This is a genomic window from Pedobacter roseus (genome assembly GCF_014395225.1).
Taxonomy (GTDB): Bacteria; Bacteroidota; Bacteroidia; order Sphingobacteriales; family Sphingobacteriaceae; genus Pedobacter; species Pedobacter roseus.
Genome location: NZ_CP060723.1, coordinates 2,073,079 through 2,093,542 on the forward strand (window position 1 = coordinate 2,073,079; position 20,464 = coordinate 2,093,542).

A 20,464-nucleotide genomic window follows, 5' to 3' on the forward strand; every position below is an offset into this window, starting at 1 on the left:
GTATATTTAAAATTAAATTTAGATTTGTCTAAAATTATATTTAGACAAATCATTTAATTCATGAGATCCCTTTTACTATATTGTTTCTGTTTTTTTACATCGTTAAACCTCTTAGCGCAAAAAATAACCCTTAAAGGTCTGGTCACCTCTCAAAACGGACCTGTAGAAAATATCACTGTTAAAATTTTGGGATCTCAAGGATCTACCAAATCAAACACTTCCGGTTACTATCAATTTAATAATCTTTCTTCGGGAAATTACGATCTTGTTTTTTCTGGCATTGGTTACCAATCGAAAAGGATCAAAGTTGCATTGAAAGGTGATACTACGCTTATTAATGCCGAGCTGTTAAGCTTGTCATCAAATCTAAATGATGTGGTCATCACGGGGGTTAACCGGGCTACTGAGTTACGCAAAAGTCCGGTGCCTATTGCCGTAATCACCCGAAAATCAATGGATCAGAATGTAAATACTAATTTAATCGAGGCCATTGTTAAAGGAGTTCCTGGCGTTACCGCAGTTACTACGGGTCCAAATGTTTCCAAGCCCTTTATCCGTGGTTTGGGTTATAACCGTGTTTTAACCCTGTATGATGGTTTAAGGCAAGAAGGGCAGCAATGGGGCGATGAACACGGAATCGAAGTGGATGAGTATGGCATTACAAGGGCTGAGGTAGTAAAAGGTCCGGCCAGTTTAACTTATGGTTCTGATGCCCTGGCTGGAGTAATCAACATGATTCCCTATACACCGAATTTTGAAAATGGAAAATTAAAAGGCGATTTTACCGCAAACTATCAAAGCAATAATGGTATGATCGGTTCGTCTATTGGGTTAGCCTATATTAAAAACGATTGGAAATATACCTTTAGGGCAACTGGAAAAACAGCCCATAATTATGAAAATAAAATTGATGGATTGGTTTATGGAACAGCCTTTAGAGAATATAATTTATCGGCCAGTGCAAGGGTAGATAAATCGTGGGGCTTTTCTAAAACGGCCATCACTTATTATGATAATTTGATGGAAATACCCGATGGGAGCAGAGATTCGTTATCCAGAAAGTTTACACGACAAGTGTTGGATAATGGTGACGACATCAAAAACAGACCCATTGTGCCTGAAAGTGATTTGAACAGCTATTCCATTAATCCTTTGCACCAGCACATTCAACATTACCGTTTTTACAATACGAGCCAGTTTAAATTCGGTACCAGTGACTTAAATATATTAATCGGCGGACAGCAGAGTGTGAGGCGGGAATATAACCACCCAACTGTACCCAATCAGGCAGGCCTTTATGTGGTGCTCAATACTTTTAATTATGATCTCAAATATAACCTGCCAGATTTTGCAGGCATTGAAAGTACCATTGGGGTAAATGGCATGTACCAGGGCAACAGGAGCAAGGCTGCTACTGATTTTCCGATCCCTGATTATGATCTTTTTGATATCGGTGCTTTTTATTTTGCCAAGAAATCAATGGGCAAGGTTGATATCTCAGGAGGGATCAGATTGGATAGAAGAAACATTAATTGGGGCAATTTTTACGTAGGTACCCATGCACAAACAGGCTTTGGCAAACAGGTAAATGCTACTGACGCTAGCGGAAAACTGCAGTTTCCTTCTTTCGATAAAAATTATTACGGCCTGTCTGGAAGTTTAGGTTTAACCTATAACATTTCTGAAAAACTATTGATAAAAGCAAATATTGCGAGGGGCTACCGCGCACCAAATATTACCGAAATTGGCTCCAATGGTTTAGATCCGGGCGCACATATTGTATACCTGGGTAACCGGACTTTTAAACCCGAATTTAACCTGCAGGAAGATATTGGCATTATTGCCTATTTAAAAGATGCCGATATTAGTATGGAGCTCTTCAATAACAACATTCAGAACTATATTTATCAGTCGCGTTTAACAGATGCCAATGGAAATCCTGTTGTTATCGTACCCGGGAATTTGACCTATCAGTATCAGCAATCAAAAGCAAGGTTATACGGGGCTGAAGTTTCTGTAAATCTCCATCCAAGGGCGATAAAATGGTTAAGTTTTAATAATAGTTTGGCTTATATTGTAGGTTTGAATCAAAATCAGGAATTATTGAACAAACATGGCCGTGAGGCTAAATATCTACCTTTTATTCCGCCACTACAGGTGAGAACAGAGGTTAAGGCTACTGCGCAAAAGCCATTCGGCATTTTTGATAAGCCTTATATCAAAATTGATGCTGCTTTTTTTGGAGGCCAAAACAAGTTTTACGCTTTAGACAATACAGAAACTTATACCCTAGGCTATACCTTGATTAACGGTGGGATTGGATCAACATTAAAAACTAAAAAAGGAAAAACATTTTGCGATATTTTTCTTCAGACTGATAATATTTTCAATGTGGCATACCAATCTAATTTGAACAGACTAAAATATTTCGAGTATTATAATCAATCGCCCAATGGCCGGTCAGGAATTTATAATATGGGCAGAAATTTTAGTTTTAAAGTTATTGTACCTATTTAGGATGGAAAAAGGATTTAAATGGAAGAGGTAAAATGGAAAATGGATGTTGGGCAAGTTGTAAACTGAAAAACTGAATATTGCTAACTGAAAGTTGTTAACTGATTCTCCATCTTACATCATTACATCTTCCATATCGTTTGGTGTTTCGTTTTAGAAAATGGGAGGTATTTATATCTTCCATTTTCTTTTTTTTATCATTAAACCTTTCTGCTGTCAGCTTTTCCATTCTATGGACTATGGACTATGGACTATGGACTATGGACTATGGACTATGGACTATGGACTATGGACTATGGACTATGGACTATGGACTATGGACTATGGACTATGGACTATCGGACTATGAACCATCGCCCATTTTTCCTATTTTTACCTTATCCATCTCACATTATAACATTTTACATCAAACATGGAGTTATCTTTAAGCGAACAGCGTCTCAGTTTTCTAAGACAATCGATCGGCAAAGTCATTAGCAATTCGCCTTCAAATTTCATGAACTGGCTTGCCCCGGTGCTAATTAAGGCAGAACATGGCGTTTTGGTTTGTCAATATACCATCCGTAAAGAGATGACCAATCCTTATCAAATTTTACACGGTGGTGTAACTGCAGGCATAATTGATGATTTAATTGGTGCAACGGTATTTACTATGGGATTAAACGAGCGTTATACTACGGTAAATAACTATATAGATTACTTTACGCCGGCCAGCGAAGGTGATGAAGTAGTTGCTGAAACTTCAATTGTTAAAAGAGGACGGACGATATTAAATCTTCAGTGCGAAATATATTTACCTGGAAAAAAAACGTTTAATAGCTAAAGGCTACTCGAACATGTTAAACATAGGTTAAGTCTTGTTGGGTAGGTTAAGAATTAATTATTAATTCCTTTAAATTAACGAAACATTCTCCGTTATAATTTGTTGTAAATTAACCAAAAATATAATGAGCCATGTTAGAAAATTATTCCACCCTGCAATTCATTGTGAGAGGCAAAATTTTTAAGGGATTTTGCATGCGTATCCAAGATGATTTTCATGAAACCTATGCTGTTGTTTTAGATGGCTACCATTCTTTTTGTATCTGGTTGGATAACAAAAGTGAAAAATGGTGTGCTTCAAAAAATGCAGCGATTGATCCGGATGCTATTGATGAAATCATCAGTAGGATTTCTATCCCGGTTTCGTAGTTTATTGCACATTTAATATAATGCTCATAAAAAAAAATCTCCATTTGGCTTTTGTCAGATGGAGATTTTTTATGCTGTTATTTTAGCCCTGGCCAAAAGAGGTAAGCCATGCTTATCGCTGTAATTACACCTACTAAATCGGCCAATAACATCGAACCAATTGCGTAACGGGTATTCCTGATGCCAACAGCACCGAAATAAACGGCTACTACGTAAAAGGTAGTATCTGACGCGCCCTGAAATACTCCCGATAATCTGCTGGCGAAAGAATCTGGTCCGTTGGCAATCATAGTGCTCACCATCATGCCCCTGGCCGCTCCGCCACTTAATGGCCTGATCAATGCTGTAGGAAGCGCATCAACAAAACGGATATCCGCACCTAAAAAGATAAATGCGTGTTTAATCCCATTCATGATCACATCAAAAGTTCCGCTGGTTCTGAGCATACATACAGCAACTAAAATCCCAACTAAATAAGGGATAATTTTGATAGCCGTTTCAAATCCACCTTTGGCACCTTCAACAAAAGAATCAAAGATGTCTATTTTCTTGTATAACGCACCAAGAACAATGAGTAAAAAGATCAGTAAAATAAGTCCGCCGCTGAGCAGGCCAGAAAAAGAAGTAACACTTGCTGCATTTAAACGGCTCACATACCACACGATGGCTGCAATTACTGCTGAAATTCCCAAAACCCATGTTAAAATAGCAGGTTGTAAAAGATTGATTTTTTGTTTGAAAGAAACAATCAGCATGGCCGCCATGGTGCCTACAAAGGTTACAATCATGCAAGGAATAAAAATATCGGTAGGATCCTGCGCATTTTGGGTAGAGCGGATGGCAATTACACTTACGGGAATCAAACACAAACCTGCTGCGTGCAGGCATAAAAACATAATCTGCGAATTGCTGGCCACATCTTTATTTGGATTTAACTCCTGCAAACTTTCCATGGCTTTAATCCCGAATGGGGTAGCTGCATTGTCTAATCCTAATAAGTTTGCCGAAAAGTTCATGATCATGTGGCCCATAGAAGGGTGACCTTTTGGTACTTCAGGAAAAAGCTTTGAGAAAAACGGACTGATAATTCTTGATAACAAACGGATACCACCTGCTTTTTCTGCAATAGCCATAAAGCCCATAAACAAAGCCAAAGTACCCACTAACTCAATGCAAAGCTTTACAGCAATGGAGCAGGTTTGAATAATCCCGTCCAATTTAAGCGGATTTGCCGGATCATCGGACTTTCCGATTACCATCCAGTTAAAAATATCGCTTTGCCCAAAGAAAAAGCATTTAATACAAGCTACAACAATAGCTACAATAATAAATCCCGACCAAATCCTGCTTAATGCCATTTAGTTTGTTTTGTTTTTTTGATGCGTGAAAATAGCTTTTTTAACCCGAATTTCATAGGAGAGAGTTTGGAGTTGGATTGAAGAATATCGTTACGGTTAATGGTCAATAGTTTGATGGTTGATAGCCATGATTTTTAAACAATATGCCTGTAAACTATAAGGTCATCAACCATGATCTATTAAGTCATTAACCAAAAGAAATAAAAAAGTCCATAGTCAATAGTACTAAACTATCAAACTATGGACTAAAGACTTTAGACTCCCGACTCAGGACTACCTAAGGTTTCTCATCGGTTAACTCAAAACCCCAGGTTTTTCCTTTTTCGGTTGCAGGCACTCCGCTTGTCATCCAAACCGGTGCTTTTGCTCCTTTTAAATAATAATCAAAAAACTGTTGTTCGCGTATCTGTATGTCTTTACGGTTTTGGCGTTGAACCAGATTGTGTGCTTCGCCGTTATAGTTTAACATCCAAACTGGTTTGCCCAGGCGACGTAAACCGGTAAACATTTCAATTCCCTGGTACCAGGGCACAGCACCGTCGGCATCATTTGCCATTACCACCACTGGTGTATTTACTTTCGGGAACATAAATAATGGAGAGTTCTCGATGTATAATTCTGGTTTTTCCCAAAGGGTTGCACCAATACGGCTTTGTGTTTTTTCGTACTGAAACTGACGGTTCATACCGGTTTCCCAACGGATACCACCATAAGCAGAAGTCATATTGGCAACTGGAGCACCAGCCCATGCAGCTGCGTACATGTTATTTTGGGTAATCAGATAAGCCACCTGGTAACCGCCCCAGCTTTGGCCCTGAATACCAATTTTAGTACCATCAACCCAACTGTTTTTCTTCAAATTTTCTACGCCTGAATTGATAAACTCAACTGCAGATTTACCCGGGTGACCAGTTTCATAGCTAATATCCGGTGCGAAAACCAAATAACCATTACTTACAAAATATGAGATATTTAAACGTGATGGAGTAGGAGCAGGTGCCTGGTAAGTATATAAACCATCAGTAAGTTTCTCATAAAAATAAGCAATCATCGGATATTTTTTGTTTGGATCGAAATTTTCTGGCTTATACAAAATCCCTTCTGCTTTATACCCCTTTGGTGTAGTCCATTTTACCAATTCTGCCGTTCCCCAGTTATAATTTTGTTGTTGAGGATTGGTATTGCTTAGTTTAGTTTCTGTTTTAAAATCAGTGGTTACATAAACATTCGGAGATTCTGCATAATTGGCTTTATCGTAAATGTAAACATCGGCATCCTTAGCTTTTACCAGGTTCGAATATTTAAATTTGGCCATTACCACCAATTCAGGAGCTTTAGATGAGCCTACATTGGTACGGTAAAAACCGTTTTCTTTGGTTACATTATTGAAACCATCTAACCAAACCAACTCATTTGCTTTTACAAATTTACTATCCGCATTGCGCTCAAATCTATTTTCTGGCTGTAACCTTTCGTAACGGAAAGTAAGGTTGTTAGCCCTTCCGAAACCTGCAGTAATGTTTTTTGGTGCCGTTTTTCCATCTGGAGTGAACGACCAGATGTCATATTTATCGTAAATTAATACAGCTTTATCACCTTCAGTCCAGGTGGCTAAACCATAAGCAGAAGGTAAATCCGGTACGTCGTTTTCTTCATCAACAAATTTTTCTGATAATCCAGCATTCAATATGGTTACTTTTCCCGTGGCTACACTGTAAGTATTCCAGCTACCAGCTTTTCTATCAAAATATAAAACATAGTTTCCACCTGGAGAAGCCATTGCATAACCGCTTAAATTATCAATGATTTTCTTTTTCTGGCCATTTTTAGTATCAACTAAATAGTAATCTTTTGTGGTAGAACCACTCCATTGCGATTCAATCCTGCGACCATAATCTGTAGAAGCCAAAACTACATTTGCATCACCTTCGGCGATCATATTCGCATCAGGCAATTTTAAATCTGTTAACGGAATTACTTTAGGATCGCTGCTGTAAACATCGATAACAGACAGATAGCTTTTTTTACTGTCCCTATCTGCATTTTTAAGCTGCATAGGCTGCAAATAATCATCTTTATAGTTCCAAACATCAACTTTTGCCACTTCAAAATCTACGATTGTAGTATCTTTTGGCTTTTTAATGGGAGAGATGCCAAAAAACAATTTCTTGCCATCTTTACTGAAAGTAATTTTCCCTTCGCCGTTAACCGACCATTTTGCAGGTAGGCCCGGCATATCGAAATCAACTAATATTTGTGCAGTATCAAGTGTTAGCGAATTATAATAGATGTTATAATCTTTTACTTCCTGTTTCTCAGGGCTTTGCTCTCCAACAAAAGCCACATGTTCACTTTCCTCATCAAACGTAAAGTTTTTGAAACTTCCTTTGCCTTTGATTAAGGTTTTTAATGTACCTTTTTCAGTATTCAGTAAAAATACACCCTGTGGCGCAGTTTTATCTTTTTTAGATCCACTACAAGCAAAAACCAGTTGTTTACCATCCTTACTGAAATAATAATCGGTAACGAATTTATAGGTTTTTTCTGTGCCGGTTAAAAGATTTTTGACCACCAAATCAGTACCTTCTTCAGTTTTACCTTTGGTAGCAGGTTCATCATCTGCAAAATCGAATTCAGCATCTTTTTTCTCGGCAGGTTTTACAGTTTTCTTTGCAGTGTCGGGCTTTTCTGTTAAATAAGCCATCACACCCGAACCTTCCTCTGGAAATTTAAAAGATTTTACCCTTGCTACCTTAGTAACCGTATTGGCAGTGAGGTTGGCAATGCCCAATGAATCTTTTGGTAATTCGTCAGCCTTTTTCTTTTTTATTTTAGCCTGACGTAAGTCTTTATTTAAAGGACGGATGTTAAATGCAGCAAATTTAGAATCCTTGCTAAACTGCGAATTCATCCCTCTCGGAATGTTCAGTTTTGCGTTGGTTTTGATATTGGTAAGGTAAAGTTGCGCGTCTCCTTCTTGCTGCAGGATGCTGTACATGGCCCAAACGCCATTATTGGATAGTTGCTTTGTACCCACCGATTCCCAGGTATCATACACCGTATGATCTAATGGTTTCTTTTGTGCGTAGGCAAAGCTGACAACGAAAAACAGAATAATTGTTAGTCTCTTTTGCATTTTGAAATGTTAAGTAATTTGTTGGTTCAGATTTAATCTCCTAAAATTGGAATTTTTTAGCTTATTCGGAAACTTGTATGTCAAATATTACAATTAAAAAGGGAATTGGTGAGGTAAAACGTAAGATGGACGATGGAATTAGTCAGAAGTCCGGGGTCGGACGACCGAAGTTCATGCTGTCATGAATTAACGCTTAGCGCTCTTAGCTCTATCCCCTCAGCCCTAAGCAAAAATCCCCGATCACTTATAAGTAACCGGGGATTCCATATCGTTTAAAAGCAAAATTACTTTTTAGCTTGTTGTTGTTGACGCATATAATCGTCTAAACGCTGTTGGAATTTAGATTTTTTCTTTTTCTCATCAGCTGGTCTCGCTTTATTCTGTTGGATCAAAGCATGGATTTTCTCATCGTCAACCATTTTACGAATTAAGAACTGCTGTCCAAAAGTCATTAAGTTGGCTAAGAAATAGTAATAGTTCAAACCTGCAGGATAACTATTTAACACACCCAAGAAAATGACCGGCATAATGTAACCGATATACTTCATCTGACCAGTTGCACCAGAAACCTGGTTGTTAAAATAAGTCATAATCAATGTAGAGATCGTCATCAATACACACATTAAACTTAAGTGATCACCAATAAATGGAATTTTTACACCGAATTTAATAAACTCATCATAAGTTGATAAATCTTTCATCCACAAGAAACTATGTCCACGTAACTCAAATAAGTTAGGAAAGAAGAAGAAAAAGGCCATAACCAAAGGCAATTGGAGCACCATTGGTAAACATCCGCCCAATGGGTTTACACCAGCTTTCTTATATAACTTTAAGTATTCCTGTTGAACAAGAGTTGGATTATCTTCACCTACTTTAGCTTTAATTTCGTCCATTTCTGGTTTTAAAACCCTCATTTTAGCCATTGATAAATATGACTTGTAGGTAAGTGGTGATAAAGCAAGTTTTAACAAGATGGTTAATACCAGAATGATCAGGCCGTAATTCCAGCCGAAACCGTTTAAGAAATTAAATACCGGTAATACGATAAAACGGTTAATGTATTTTAACGGCCAGTAACCCATATCAACCTGTTGTTCCAAATCATATCCCTGTGCTTTTAAAGCAGAGAATTTATTGGTTCCGAAGTAGAATTCCATTTCATATACCTGATTTGCAGTATGCGCATAAGGCAATTGCATATTGGCATCATAAAACTTCACCTGACCTGGAGCCGTAGGGATTTTAACTTCTAAACTACCTTTTTCGAAAGCTTGTTTAGAGATTAATGAAGCCGAGAAGAAGTGTTGTTTAAAAGAGAACCATTGGATTTTACCTTTTGTTAAATCTTCTTTTTCATCTTTCGAAACACTCAGGTGGTTTACATCGCCATCTAAATATTTGTAATATGGTGCAGAGTAACGGTGCTCACTTTCGATCGATTTTTCTTGCTGTAATAAGATCGTCGACCAGTTTAAACCAATAGTATTACCAGCAATTACCTGTTGTAAACCAACTAAATTAACATTGAAAGCTACTTTGTTGCTCAGGGCTTTTAAATCGTAAACGTATTCTACGTAAGCATTGGCGCCGTAGTTGGCACGCATGGTAACCGTGTTACCTGTTTTGGTTGATGTAAAATATAAATCGTTGGTATTGATTACTTTACCAGCCGCATTTAAATTTAAACCAAACTTGTTCTCACTACCAGCAAATAAAATAAGTGGTTTTCCAGAAAAGGTTTTCTGGCCTTTAACTTCTACTGAGGTAATTTTACCACCTTTATTACTTAAGGTGATCAATAAATTTTCATTTTCTAAAACAGTATTTGCTTCAGTACCTGTTAATGCAGTGCCAAAAGGACCTTTTAATGCTAAAGAATCTACAGCTGGGTTCGCTGCAATTGCAGCTGTTTTAGTGGTGTCTTTTTGTACCGGTGTTGCACCAGCTTTTTTCAAAGAATCCAGACGCTCTGTTTCTTTGGCTTTTTTAATTTCAGCCTCACTTGGCCTAAAAAAGTAGAACGATCCTGCCAAAATGATCATGATCAGGAACAGTCCTGTGAAGGTATTTCTATCCATTATTTATGTTTAATACTGCTTTTAATTCGTTTTCTTTTTCGCAAACTCCATCGCAGCGGCGACAAATTTAACAAAAAGTGGGTGAGGATTAGCAACTGTTGATTTTAATTCTGGGTGAAACTGTCCGCCAACGAAAAAAGGATGGTTTTTAAGCTCCACAATTTCAACCAAATTGGTTTGAGGATTCATACCCGATGCAATCATACCGGCATCCTCATATTGCTTTAAGTAAGCATTGTTAAATTCGTAACGGTGACGGTGACGCTCATTGATGTGCGATTTTCCATAAATAGAAAAAGCTTTTGTTCCCTTTTTAATGTCGCAAGGATAAGAACCCAAACGCATCGTTCCACCTTTATTGGTAATTTTTTTCTGCTCTTCCATCATGTTAATTACCGGATTAGCAGCATTTTCTTCAATTTCAGTAGTGTGCGCATCTTTTAAGCCCAAAACATTGCGCCCAAATTCGATAACTGCACATTGCATACCCAAACAGATTCCAAAGAAAGGAATGTTGTTTTCGCGAACATATTTAATGGCATCAATTTTACCTTCTATACCACGGCTACCAAAACCAGGAGCCACTAAAACACCTTGTAAATGACCTAATTTTTCTTTTACGTTATCAGGAAAAAGACCTTCAGAGTGGATATATTCAACTTTAACCTTACATTCATTTTTCGAACCTGCATGTACAAAAGATTCGATAATTGATTTATAAGCATCAGGTAATTCTACATATTTACCAATCAAACCGATTTTTACTTCAGCCGTTGGGTTTTTTAAACGGCCTAAGAAATCTTTCCAGCTTTCCATATCCGGATCGTTTTTGGTAGGCAGTTTTAATTTCGCTAGTACAGTTTTATCTAATTGTTCTTTTAACATCAACAATGGCACATCATAAATAGTTGATGCATCCATCGATTCGACTACCGCATTGATGTTAACGTTACAAAATAATGCAATTTTTTTTCTAATCTCGGGACTGATGTGATGCTCGGTACGGCAAACCAAGATATCTGGCTGGATACCATATTCTAATAATGCTTTAACAGAGTGTTGTGTTGGTTTTGTTTTTAACTCACCAGCAGCCGCTAAATAAGGCACAAGGGTTAAGTGAATTACGATGGCGTTAGTACTGCCTTCTTCCCATTTAAACTGACGTACGGCTTCAATAAAAGGTAAAGATTCAATATCACCCACAGTTCCGCCAAGTTCGGTAATTACAATGTCGTAGTCGCCGCTATCGCCCAAAATGCGCATGTTGCGTTTAATCTCATCTGTAATGTGTGGCACAACCTGAACGGTTTTACCTAAATATTCACCTTTACGCTCTTTGTTAATCACATTCTGGTAAATACGACCAGTAGTAATGTTATTTGCCTGTGAAGTTGGAACGTTAAGGAAACGCTCATAATGACCAAGGTCCAGGTCGGTTTCTGCACCATCTTCGGTTACAAAGCATTCGCCATGTTCGTATGGATTTAAAGTTCCCGGATCGATATTGATGTACGGATCGAATTTCTGGATGGTTACACGGTAGCCACGTGCCTGTAAAAGTTTAGCTAAAGATGCGGAAATGATGCCCTTACCCAAAGAGGAAGTAACACCGCCCGTAACAAAAATATACTTAGTCATGTTTGTGATTTTTGACGGCAAAATGTAATTATTGCCGCTTTTTGTACGGGATACAAAGGTAAGAAAATTCCTTGTTTCCGAGCATGAAAAAAGAAGATATTTTAAATATGATAAAGCAATGTGATTCAGGAAAATAGCTCTAAGAAAGGTTTGATTCCATTTTTTAGAAAAATAAAATGACAAATTTAAAGCGTTTATTACGGTAAGATATTAATCATGTTTCGATCAATCAGAAGCTAAATAATTAAAAATAATCCCTTAATGGTAAGCGATTTAAAATATGTATTCTATCATTAAGATGTTAAGGTAGTTAAGAAATAACCCTATAGCCTAATTTAAGCACTATCATTTATTGGCTGATATCAACTTTTTAATCAACACAATTTGCCCTAAATGATAATAGCTGTGTTCGATAACGGCTTCAATATTCCGTAAATAAGTGCCATATTTTTCGTCCACAAAATTATCATTAAATTTTTCTTCGGGCATTTTTTCAACCGCAGATGCAAAAAGTTCAGCATTTGTCAAAAACTCATCAACAAGTTTTTTCCAATCATTATCTGAATGTATTGGTGGAAGATTAAAACTGTATTGGTCTTTAATTTCTAAAGGTTCGCCATTAAATACGTGTAAAAGTCCTACCAAATAATAATTGATGTGGTAAGTTAGGGCTGCGATGGTATTTAAATTTTCTACCTGATGGATAGCCTCTTGCCAATTAATTTTTTCTAATTGATCTTTATAATTGGTATTGGCTATCCAATAGCCGTTTAGAAAAACCTCTTTTAAGCGATTTGCAATTAAAATAGATTTTTTCATAAGATTCCTTAAGCAAATTCGCTTTGACTTTTTTCAGCCAGTTCGAGTACCTCATCTGCCAAATAATCCGTTAAACCAACTGATGCACTGGTTTGGATCAGTCGTTGTTTTAAAGATTGAGGCAAATCATTAAGCGATTTATCGTCGTCAAGGATAATGAAATCTTCATTATTAAAATGTGAATTAAACCAGTTTAAAATCTCACTCTTTCTATTTACTAGATCGGTGTTATCTGGGAGGCGGTCAATTTTGCTTAAACTGATATTTCTAGTTTTAAAAATATCGAGCCATTGATTTAAACTGTACTTAAACTTGTGCGAAGTGGTAAGAACAATTTCAAAATTATGATGATGAAGAATTTTATTTAGTGCTTTAACTGCTTTAGGATTAAACTCGACAAAGCCATCTGCTAAAATCTCTGGTTTTCTCCAGGAGTTAGCAGGTACCATTACGCCGTCTATGTCTAATAATAAAAACATAATACGAATTTACGTTTTATTTTATCAATTCGAATATTTTTTCTAACGATATATTATTAAACTTTGCATCTAACTCATTCATTCTCTTGATCTTTAACTTAGTGTCCCACTCTTCAGCAACAAATTCTACTTTGTGCCATTCACATACATTTGTAGCGCTGGTTTTACATGATGGTATCCTGCCCAGATTAATATCTGCTAATATTGAACTAATATAACGATGGTGACCATCTATTATAAAGTTATCACATACTTTAATATCATCAAATTTAATTCCTTTAATCATCTTTCTATACATCCGATTAATTACCGGTATAGAAAGTTTGGTATGCGTTGAAAGTAAGTCAATCTTTTTTGACTTTAAATTTTCAGAAATAATTTCGCGACTAATATCTCCCATATTATTTTTTTTATATTTTTCATGGGATGTTATTCTAGTGCTTAATTAGCATCAAAATACGATGTTTAGTTTATGGACAAAACATTATCTAACTAAACAGAAAAAAGGAATGGATTTTAGCGCAACGATATATTGTTATGCTTTCGAATAAATATAGTAATTAATTTTATGATTAGGAAGATGGCTTAACAGCAATTATAATAAATCTTCACCTTCTGCTCCTTTTCGCTCCAGGCAATGTAAATGTTATTTTCTTTACCCAAACGGTATTTAAAGCCATTTAATCCTGATTTTTTTAGCTCTTCGTAAAGTGCTTTATCTGGTGTGTATTTATCAGCCTTATCGTCAGGCATTACTGCAGGTTCAAGAAAATTATCGTCGCTGAAAAAGTCGTCTGCAATGGTTTTTAAGAAAATAACCTGGTCTTTCTCTTTTGATAGGTCTACATTGGGGTCGGTATTGCTCACCAGTTCGGTTCCCTTGATTTTAGCATTATAAATCTCTTTTCCCTCCGCATTTTTTATAGTAAAATTCAATACCATTTCTTCAGGTTTCCTTCCGGTGAGTTCAATTTTAAAAGTATCTGATTTTTTTAAATCCGAAAAAGATTTGGCTATAGTTTGATTTACATTTTTAAACTCAATGGCACCAGCTTTCTTTTCTCCACCGGATTTGCAGGCAGCCAATAAAATAACACCAAAGGCAACGAAAAGTAATAATTTCTTCATAATCAAAACTACAAATTCTAATTTAAACAACTCTTCAAATTTAAAAAATATAGCCTATCGAAAGCCAAAATTGAAAATCGAGGTAACCTTTTGGATTAGGATTAGAAGCATAATTAGTTACGTTAAAATACCGCCCGTAACCTAAAGCTCCTGTGGTTTCTAATAAAAAACGTTTTTTGGGAATAAACAAAAAGCCGATGTTTCCGCCGGCACGTATAGAATTTGCCGTAAAATTCCGGCTCGCAATACTGATAAAACCTGTACGATCCATATATCCATCCCTATTGATCGTTTTATTTAAGTTGCCAACATATAAACCATAAAAGGGGATGAGGTCGCCTGGGGTAATTTCGTCAGAATATTTTTTTGCCCTTAATAAAAAACCATCATATTTATAATACCTTCCAATATTAAGCTCTCCCGATGTATATGAAAGTTCAATGCCATATTTATTAGAAAAAGTTTTTTCGATAGAGAAAGAGGGACGTTTTGCAACTAAGTTAAGCAGGTTGCTTTTAACTTCAAATCCTACTGGCTCTTGAGCACGGATAACCGTTGCCAGTAAGATAAAAGAGAGCATATAGATGATTTTTTTCATTTTGATTAAATTAAATATTTTACCCGACATATAACCATAATATTTTTTTTCTTATATTTGCGTAACTGATTACGTAATTAATTATTGTTATGAATTTTTTCGAACAGACAGGTAAGGTAGCTATTGGAAGCAGATTGAGGATGTTAACCGATAAGGTTACAGAAGATGCAGCTCAAATTTATAAGCTCTATAATATTGATATGCAGCCAAAATGGTTTCCGGTTTTTTATTCACTTGCGCAAGGGGAAGAGAAGACTATTACTGAACTCGCTAAAGATATAGGGCATTCTCATCCTTCAGTGAGTAAAATTATCAGCGAAATGCTGAAAAAAGGTTATGTAAAAGAAAGCAAAGATAAAACTGACGGCAGGCGGAACCTGGTAAGCCTTTCTAAAAATGGAATAGCGATTTCTAAAGAGATAGAAGATCAGCTGATCGATGTTAACGCAGCTGTTGAAGAAATATCAGCTCAATCGCAGAACAAACTTTGGGAAGCAATAGGCGAGTGGGAATTTTTATTGGAGCAGAAAACTTTATTAAGAAGGGTGATGGAAAAGAAAAAGGAAAGGGATAGTTTAAAGGTGCAGATTGTTGATTACAAACCTGAGTACCAGGAAGCATTTAGGATATTAAATGTAGAATGGATTTCGCATTATTTTACCATGGAAGAATCTGATTATAAAGCGCTGGATAATCCACAAGGTTATATTTTAGATAAAGGCGGTTATATACTGGTTGCTTTATATGAGGGGGAACCATTGGGTGTTTGTGCATTGATTAAAATGAACGATGGCGAATATGATTTCGAACTTGCCAAAATGGCCGTATCTCCAAAGGCACAGGGTAAAAATGTTGGTTTTTTATTAGCCAATGCAGTTGTTGAAAAAGCAAAGTCGTTGGGCGCTTCGAAAATATACCTGGAGAGCAATACGATTTTAAAACCCGCCATCAATCTTTACCATAAATTAGGTTTTCAAAAAGTAGCAGGTAAACCTACTCCTTATACGAGATGTAATATTCAGATGGAACTGGTCGTTAAATAGTCCAAAGTCAGCAGTCTGGAGTCTCTAGTCGATTAACCGCTTTAAACAGTTAACCGATTAACCACAAATGAACTTTATTCCAGTTTCAACTTCTCCAATAGATTATTTAACTTCAATAAATCTTCAGGGGTATCAATAGCAACCGTTTCCAGGTCGGTAACTTTGGTTTGGATATAAAAACCATTTTCAATCCAGCGCAGCTGTTCCAAACTTTCGGCAATTTCTAAAGAGGATGGTGGAAGTTTGGTAATGGCTTTTAACGATTCGGTGCGGTATCCGTAAATACCAATGTGTTTGTAAAACTGGTGTTTTTCGGCCCATACGCCCGGTTCTCCGTTTCGGATAAAAGGAATCGGACTACGGCTGAAATACATGGCGCGACCGTTTACATCGATCACAACCTTAGGGCTATTTGGATTGTATACACTTTCCTGATTATGGATAGATTTGATCAAAGTAGCCAACTGAACCTTTTCTTCTGTAAAACAACTGGCCAATAACTCAATCTGTGCAGGTTCGATAAAAGGTTCGTCGCCCTGAATATTGATTACAATATCAAACCCTGGCAACGCTTCAATTACTTCGGCACATCTATCGGTTCCGCTCTGATGATCGGAAGAGGTGAAGATAAACTCACCACCAAACCTTTTTACTTCGTCCGCAATGCGCACATCATCTGTAGCCACAACCACTTTTGATAAACTTTTTGCTTTCGATGCTTGCTCATAAACCCTCTGGATCATGCTCTTTCCGGCAATATCTACCAAAGGTTTACCAGGGAAGCGGGTAGAAGCGTGCCGTGCGGGGATAATTCCAATAACCGCTAAATCCCCAAGTGGCGACTTCAGGTTTTTATCGATCATATATTATGTTTGTAAAATTGATAAAAAACAAACAGGAAGATCATCGCGATAACGATGTAAGATATAGGATGCGCAAAGTTAAATGTCCAGCCCAGCAATTTTATGCGCTTAGGGACAATTAATCTGGAGTCCTTTTTATTAAAATAAAAAGTGCCCCATTTCCAGTTTTCTGGTTTGTCGTGCTCGAAATCTTTTTCCATATTTATCGCATTAAATATTTAAAGCATTTATTATGATTCAACTCCCCTTTAAGGGATGGGGGCTAAAATAGTCCGTTAATCTCAGCCTCAATCGATTGGATTACAGTCCCTAAATCTTCAGGATTATTGGTAAAATCTAGCTTATCTTTATCTAAAATTAATAATTTACCCAGGTTATAACCTTTTATCCAGGCTTCGTATTTTTCGTTCAGTTTAGAAAGGTAGTCGATACGGATGCCTGCTTCGTATTCACGGCCGCGGCGCTGGATATTATTGACCAAAGTGGGTACCGAAGCACGTAAATAAACCAATAAATCAGGTGGCTTGATAAATGATGTAATGTTGTCAAAAATAGCACGATAGTTATCATGATCCCGGGTGGTCATTAAGGCCATATCGTGCAGGTTTTCGGCAAAAATATGCGCATCCTCATAAATGGTCCTATCCTGGATTACGTTACGTTTATTCACCTCAATATCCGTAATCTGCTGAAAACGGCTGTTTAGGAAATAAATCTGAAGATTAAAGCTCCAGCGTTTCATGTCGCTATAAAAATCTTCCAGATATGGGTTATTATCCACTGCTTCGTATAAAGCTTCCCATCCATAATTCTTGGCCAGTAAACCTGTTAAAGTGGTTTTACCGGCACCAATATTTCCTACAATTGCTATGTGCATCTTCTTTAGATTGGAGATATGAGATATGTGATGTGAGATGTAAGATCTGTGATTTGAAAGAATTAATCTATCTCAAATCTAATGTCTCATATCTCAAATCCAGCTTCTCAAATCTATTAAAATTATTAAAAACTTTTAAACCCGATTAAACTGCGAACTTCTCTGATGGTTTTTTGTGCACTTTCACGGGCTTTTAATGCGCCATGTTTAGCAACCTGTCTTAAATAAGAATCATCTTTGGCAATATCCTGAATACGCTCACGCATTGGTGCTGTAGCAATAATCATATCTTCTGCCAGTTGTTTTTTAAAATCGCCGTAACGGATCTGCATTTTATTGTACAAATCTTCAAAATGCGCATGCGTATCAACACTCGAAACTACCTTCATTAAATCGAAAAGATTCTGGATCGGTTCTGGTTTTGGCTGATTTTCCTCTGTCGGACCGCCATCACTCACTGCTCTCATTACTTTCTTGCGGATCGTTTCAGGATCATCTGATAAATAAACCGCGTTAGCTTCTCCTTCTGATTTACCCATTTTACCTTTACCATCTAAACCAGGTACTTTTACCAGTTTATCAGAGTAGCTAAAGGCATAAGGCTCAGGGAAATATTCGGTATTGTATAACCTGTTAAAACGGTTTCCGAAGGTACGGGCCATTTCCAGATGCTGTTCCTGGTCTTTTCCAACAGGTACTTTAGTCGCCTTATGGATTAAAATATCAGCCGCCATTAACACCGGGTAGGTTAATAAACCCGCATTAACATTATCAGGGTTTGCACGCACTTTGTCTTTAAAAGAGGTACTGCGTTCAAGCTCGCCCATATAAGCGTTCATGTTCAGGTATAAATAAAGTTCCGCAATTTCCGGAACATCACTTTGTATATAAATGGTACTGTTCTCCGGATCAATCCCACTCGCCAAATATTCAACCAAAACATGTTTAATATTGCCATGTAAATCGGCTGGGGTAGGGTGCGTTGTTAAAGAATGTAAATCGGCAATAAAAAAATAGCAATTGTAATCGTTCTGCATTTGCACGAAGTTTTTAACCGCGCCATAGTAATTGCCTAAATGTAATTTTCCTGTTGAGCGGATGCCGCTCACCACTGTTTCTTTCATAATGGCACGAAATTAAAAATAAAATACAAGCAATCCGCAAATCACCTTAATTTTCATGGTAAGAATTTTTAACCGATCGTTATCTCAGCCTGATCGCCTATTATGCGATCGTCCTCTCGACCGGAGTGCAATGCAGCGGATAGATCTATCTGTAGAAATTTTTTCCGGAAGCCAATGTCACACCGTCCTCAAAACAATATTTTTAAGTATTTGAAAATGAAAGCCAGCATTTCATCGGAGGTATCGGTCCTTCTTTCCGTTACAAGTCCTCTCCCGATGAAAAATCGGGATTGCGGGCTTTACACTTTAATAAGGTTTATAAACAAAGGTTTATGCAAGGGTGGAACCATTTAACCCTGGAGCCTAATCTAATTTAGAGCATTCACCCCGCGGTCGTCATATTAACCAAAGCTCAGCGCAGTGAAGAGATCTGCATGTTAGGTTTTCCTGCTGTTCCTCTCTACAATATTAATCCTTAGTTTGAAATATCAAACAATTTTATATTTTTGATACATCTATGATCCACTTTCTAAGGCAGGTACACCGGGTTTGGTTTTTATTCTGGATACTGTTTTTTTTCGCCCTCTTTTATCCCTTTTACTACATTACTTCACGTAATGAAAAATATTACGGTATTTTAAACTTTTGCCGTAAAGCCAATAGCTTTTTATGCAGCCTGTTTTCTGGTGTTTTTTTTCGCTACCATTACGAAGAAAAACTTAATCCTAAACAAACTTATATTTATTGCGCCAACCATACCTCTAATTTAGATATCATGATTTTCTGCATCATGGGGCATGGTAAATTCCATTTTATGGGTAAGGACGAACTCCTAAATAATCCGGTATTGGGTATTTTTTTTAAAACTATTGATATTTCTGTTAACCGTGACAGTAAAATTTCTGCCTTTAAAGCCTTTAAAAAAGCTGGCGAGAATTTAGAAAAAGGCATGAGCCTGGTTATTTTTCCAGAAGGAAAAATCGATGATCATTATCCGCCTAAACTGGGCGAGTTTAAAAATGGTCCATTCCGCTTAGCAATAGATAAAAATATCCTATTGGTGCCTGTTAGTATTACCAATGTTTGGAAAATTAACTGGGATGATGGTGCTAAGTATGGAAGTAAGCCCGGAATTTGCGATATTTACGTCCACAAACCTATAAATACTTCAGTTTTGGCAGATGTTGACGCTGATGGTTTAAAAGAAAAGGTTTTTAAATTGATTGACAGTAAGTTAGTATAATATGAATTTAGACGCAAAAACCATCCATAAAATAGCCGACCTGGCTAGAATTCATATTGATGAAAAAGAAGTTGATACGCTGATCCCTGAAATGAACAAAATTTTGTCTTTTATGGAAAAGTTAAATGAGCTGGATACTTCAAATGTAAAACCGTTGGTTTATATGAACGAATCGGTAAATATATGGCGCGAAGATGTGGTTAAACAAGAAATTTCTACCGCCGATGGACTTAAAAACGCTGCAAAACATACAGATCAGTTTTTTATGGTTCCAAAGATTATCGAAAAATAATTGATCAGTACCACAAAGATTCATATTTGTGCTTAATTTTTAATCCGCTTGTAACATCTTGCCCTTTACGCTTGTCTAAA

Annotated in this window: 19 protein-coding genes; 6 read left to right on the top strand and 13 right to left on the bottom strand. The window is 36.9% G+C overall.

Annotated features, from left to right (window positions below; all coding sequences use genetic code 11):
• Positions 1 to 60: 60 nt before the first annotated feature.
• From H9L23_RS08505 to H9L23_RS08515, 3 genes are all read left to right on the top strand, one after another.
• Positions 61 to 2,517 carry a TonB-dependent receptor gene (locus tag H9L23_RS08505; RefSeq protein ID WP_187594551.1) on the top strand — a complete coding sequence of 819 codons (2,457 nt, stop codon included), beginning with the start codon at positions 61 to 63 and terminating at the stop codon, positions 2,515 to 2,517.
• 493 nt (positions 2,518 to 3,010) lie between these two features.
• The gene (locus tag H9L23_RS08510) at positions 3,011 to 3,337 is read left to right on the top strand and encodes a PaaI family thioesterase (protein ID WP_246474887.1); all 327 of its coding nucleotides are present in this window, start codon (positions 3,011 to 3,013) and stop codon (positions 3,335 to 3,337) included.
• 131 nt (positions 3,338 to 3,468) lie between these two features.
• On the top strand, positions 3,469 to 3,705 hold the full coding sequence (locus H9L23_RS08515) for a hypothetical protein (RefSeq protein ID WP_187594552.1): 237 nt from the start codon (positions 3,469 to 3,471) through the stop codon (positions 3,703 to 3,705).
• Positions 3,706 to 3,782: 77 nt separating this feature from the next.
• On the opposite strand, the gene H9L23_RS08520 is transcribed toward H9L23_RS08515, so the two are convergent.
• From H9L23_RS08520 to H9L23_RS08560, 9 genes are all read right to left on the bottom strand, one after another.
• On the bottom strand, positions 3,783 to 5,063 hold the full coding sequence (locus H9L23_RS08520; RefSeq protein ID WP_187594553.1) for a nucleoside recognition domain-containing protein: 1,281 nt from the start codon (positions 5,061 to 5,063) through the stop codon (positions 3,783 to 3,785).
• Positions 5,064 to 5,340: 277 nt separating this feature from the next.
• Entirely contained in the window at positions 5,341 to 8,199 is a 2,859-nt protein-coding gene (locus H9L23_RS08525) for a S9 family peptidase (RefSeq protein ID WP_187594554.1), read from the bottom strand.
• Between the two features lie 284 nt (positions 8,200 to 8,483).
• Positions 8,484 to 10,280 carry a membrane protein insertase YidC gene (gene yidC, locus H9L23_RS08530; RefSeq protein ID WP_187594555.1) on the bottom strand — a complete coding sequence of 599 codons (1,797 nt, stop codon included), beginning with the start codon at positions 10,278 to 10,280 and terminating at the stop codon, positions 8,484 to 8,486.
• A 21-nt stretch (positions 10,281 to 10,301) separates the two neighbouring features.
• Entirely contained in the window at positions 10,302 to 11,918 is a 1,617-nt protein-coding gene (locus tag H9L23_RS08535) for a CTP synthase (protein ID WP_187594556.1), read from the bottom strand.
• Between the two features lie 345 nt (positions 11,919 to 12,263).
• Positions 12,264 to 12,737: a DinB family protein gene (locus H9L23_RS08540; protein ID WP_187594557.1), complete on the bottom strand. Its 474-nt coding sequence runs from the start codon at positions 12,735 to 12,737 to the stop codon at positions 12,264 to 12,266.
• 8 nt (positions 12,738 to 12,745) lie between these two features.
• A complete protein-coding gene (locus H9L23_RS08545; RefSeq protein ID WP_187594558.1) occupies positions 12,746 to 13,216 on the bottom strand; it encodes an HAD domain-containing protein in 471 nt (156 codons plus the stop codon).
• A gap of 16 nt (positions 13,217 to 13,232) precedes the next feature.
• The gene (locus tag H9L23_RS08550) at positions 13,233 to 13,616 is read right to left on the bottom strand and encodes a hypothetical protein (RefSeq protein ID WP_187594559.1); all 384 of its coding nucleotides are present in this window, start codon (positions 13,614 to 13,616) and stop codon (positions 13,233 to 13,235) included.
• A gap of 185 nt (positions 13,617 to 13,801) precedes the next feature.
• Entirely contained in the window at positions 13,802 to 14,344 is a 543-nt protein-coding gene (locus H9L23_RS08555; protein WP_187594560.1) for a hypothetical protein, read from the bottom strand.
• Between the two features lie 40 nt (positions 14,345 to 14,384).
• Complete coding sequence (locus tag H9L23_RS08560; protein WP_187594561.1) at positions 14,385 to 14,942, bottom strand: hypothetical protein; 558 nt, start codon at positions 14,940 to 14,942, stop codon at positions 14,385 to 14,387.
• A gap of 89 nt (positions 14,943 to 15,031) precedes the next feature.
• On the opposite strand from H9L23_RS08560, the gene H9L23_RS08565 reads away from it, so the two are divergent.
• Positions 15,032 to 15,985, top strand: coding sequence for a bifunctional helix-turn-helix transcriptional regulator/GNAT family N-acetyltransferase (locus tag H9L23_RS08565; protein WP_187594562.1), 954 nt, complete (start codon positions 15,032 to 15,034; stop codon positions 15,983 to 15,985).
• Between the two features lie 74 nt (positions 15,986 to 16,059).
• Here H9L23_RS08565 and kdsB read toward each other — a convergent pair whose 3' ends face one another.
• From kdsB to trpS, 4 genes are all read right to left on the bottom strand, one after another.
• On the bottom strand, positions 16,060 to 16,848 hold the full coding sequence (kdsB, locus tag H9L23_RS08570) for a 3-deoxy-manno-octulosonate cytidylyltransferase (protein ID WP_187594563.1): 789 nt from the start codon (positions 16,846 to 16,848) through the stop codon (positions 16,060 to 16,062).
• Complete coding sequence (locus tag H9L23_RS26405) at positions 16,845 to 17,048, bottom strand: DUF5808 domain-containing protein (RefSeq protein ID WP_223191062.1); 204 nt, start codon at positions 17,046 to 17,048, stop codon at positions 16,845 to 16,847. The genes kdsB and H9L23_RS26405 overlap by 4 nt, the downstream gene beginning before the upstream one ends.
• Before the next feature lie 62 nt (positions 17,049 to 17,110).
• Positions 17,111 to 17,725 (bottom strand): deoxynucleoside kinase, encoded by a 615-nt coding sequence (locus H9L23_RS08575; RefSeq protein ID WP_025144984.1) that lies wholly within the window; start codon positions 17,723 to 17,725, stop codon positions 17,111 to 17,113.
• Positions 17,726 to 17,850: 125 nt separating this feature from the next.
• Complete coding sequence (trpS, locus tag H9L23_RS08580) at positions 17,851 to 18,849, bottom strand: tryptophan--tRNA ligase (RefSeq protein ID WP_187594564.1); 999 nt, start codon at positions 18,847 to 18,849, stop codon at positions 17,851 to 17,853.
• A 517-nt stretch (positions 18,850 to 19,366) separates the two neighbouring features.
• Between trpS and H9L23_RS08585 the strand changes: the two genes are divergently transcribed.
• Both H9L23_RS08585 and gatC read left to right on the top strand, forming a co-directional pair.
• A complete protein-coding gene (locus tag H9L23_RS08585) occupies positions 19,367 to 20,092 on the top strand; it encodes a lysophospholipid acyltransferase family protein (protein ID WP_187594565.1) in 726 nt (241 codons plus the stop codon).
• Position 20,093: 1 nt separating this feature from the next.
• The gene (gene gatC, locus H9L23_RS08590) at positions 20,094 to 20,384 is read left to right on the top strand and encodes an Asp-tRNA(Asn)/Glu-tRNA(Gln) amidotransferase subunit GatC (RefSeq protein WP_187594566.1); all 291 of its coding nucleotides are present in this window, start codon (positions 20,094 to 20,096) and stop codon (positions 20,382 to 20,384) included.
• Positions 20,385 to 20,464 lie beyond the last annotated feature (80 nt).

Excerpts from the sequence above, each read along its gene's own strand:
- gatC (WP_187594566.1), top strand. The coding sequence starts at position 20,094 with ATGAATTTAGACGCAAAAACCATCCATAAAATAGCCGACCTGGCTAGA.
- yidC (WP_187594555.1), bottom strand. The coding sequence starts at position 10,280 with ATGGATAGAAATACCTTCACAGGACTGTTCCTGATCATGATCATTTTG.
- H9L23_RS08560 (WP_187594561.1), bottom strand. The coding sequence starts at position 14,942 with ATGAAAAAAATCATCTATATGCTCTCTTTTATCTTACTGGCAACGGTT.
- trpS (WP_187594564.1), bottom strand. The coding sequence starts at position 18,849 with ATGAAAGAAACAGTGGTGAGCGGCATCCGCTCAACAGGAAAATTACAT.
- H9L23_RS08555 (WP_187594560.1), bottom strand. The coding sequence starts at position 14,344 with ATGAAGAAATTATTACTTTTCGTTGCCTTTGGTGTTATTTTATTGGCT.
- H9L23_RS08510 (WP_246474887.1), top strand. The coding sequence starts at position 3,011 with ATGAACTGGCTTGCCCCGGTGCTAATTAAGGCAGAACATGGCGTTTTG.
- H9L23_RS08505 (WP_187594551.1), top strand. The coding sequence starts at position 61 with ATGAGATCCCTTTTACTATATTGTTTCTGTTTTTTTACATCGTTAAAC.
- H9L23_RS26405 (WP_223191062.1), bottom strand. The coding sequence starts at position 17,048 with ATGGAAAAAGATTTCGAGCACGACAAACCAGAAAACTGGAAATGGGGC.
- kdsB (WP_187594563.1), bottom strand. The coding sequence starts at position 16,848 with ATGATCGATAAAAACCTGAAGTCGCCACTTGGGGATTTAGCGGTTATT.
- H9L23_RS08525 (WP_187594554.1), bottom strand. The coding sequence starts at position 8,199 with ATGCAAAAGAGACTAACAATTATTCTGTTTTTCGTTGTCAGCTTTGCC.
- H9L23_RS08545 (WP_187594558.1), bottom strand. The coding sequence starts at position 13,216 with ATGTTTTTATTATTAGACATAGACGGCGTAATGGTACCTGCTAACTCC.
- H9L23_RS08535 (WP_187594556.1), bottom strand. The coding sequence starts at position 11,918 with ATGACTAAGTATATTTTTGTTACGGGCGGTGTTACTTCCTCTTTGGGT.
- H9L23_RS08540 (WP_187594557.1), bottom strand. The coding sequence starts at position 12,737 with ATGAAAAAATCTATTTTAATTGCAAATCGCTTAAAAGAGGTTTTTCTA.
- H9L23_RS08565 (WP_187594562.1), top strand. The coding sequence starts at position 15,032 with ATGAATTTTTTCGAACAGACAGGTAAGGTAGCTATTGGAAGCAGATTG.
- H9L23_RS08550 (WP_187594559.1), bottom strand. The coding sequence starts at position 13,616 with ATGGGAGATATTAGTCGCGAAATTATTTCTGAAAATTTAAAGTCAAAA.
- H9L23_RS08520 (WP_187594553.1), bottom strand. The coding sequence starts at position 5,063 with ATGGCATTAAGCAGGATTTGGTCGGGATTTATTATTGTAGCTATTGTT.
- H9L23_RS08585 (WP_187594565.1), top strand. The coding sequence starts at position 19,367 with ATGATCCACTTTCTAAGGCAGGTACACCGGGTTTGGTTTTTATTCTGG.
- H9L23_RS08575 (WP_025144984.1), bottom strand. The coding sequence starts at position 17,725 with ATGCACATAGCAATTGTAGGAAATATTGGTGCCGGTAAAACCACTTTA.
- H9L23_RS08515 (WP_187594552.1), top strand. The coding sequence starts at position 3,469 with ATGTTAGAAAATTATTCCACCCTGCAATTCATTGTGAGAGGCAAAATT.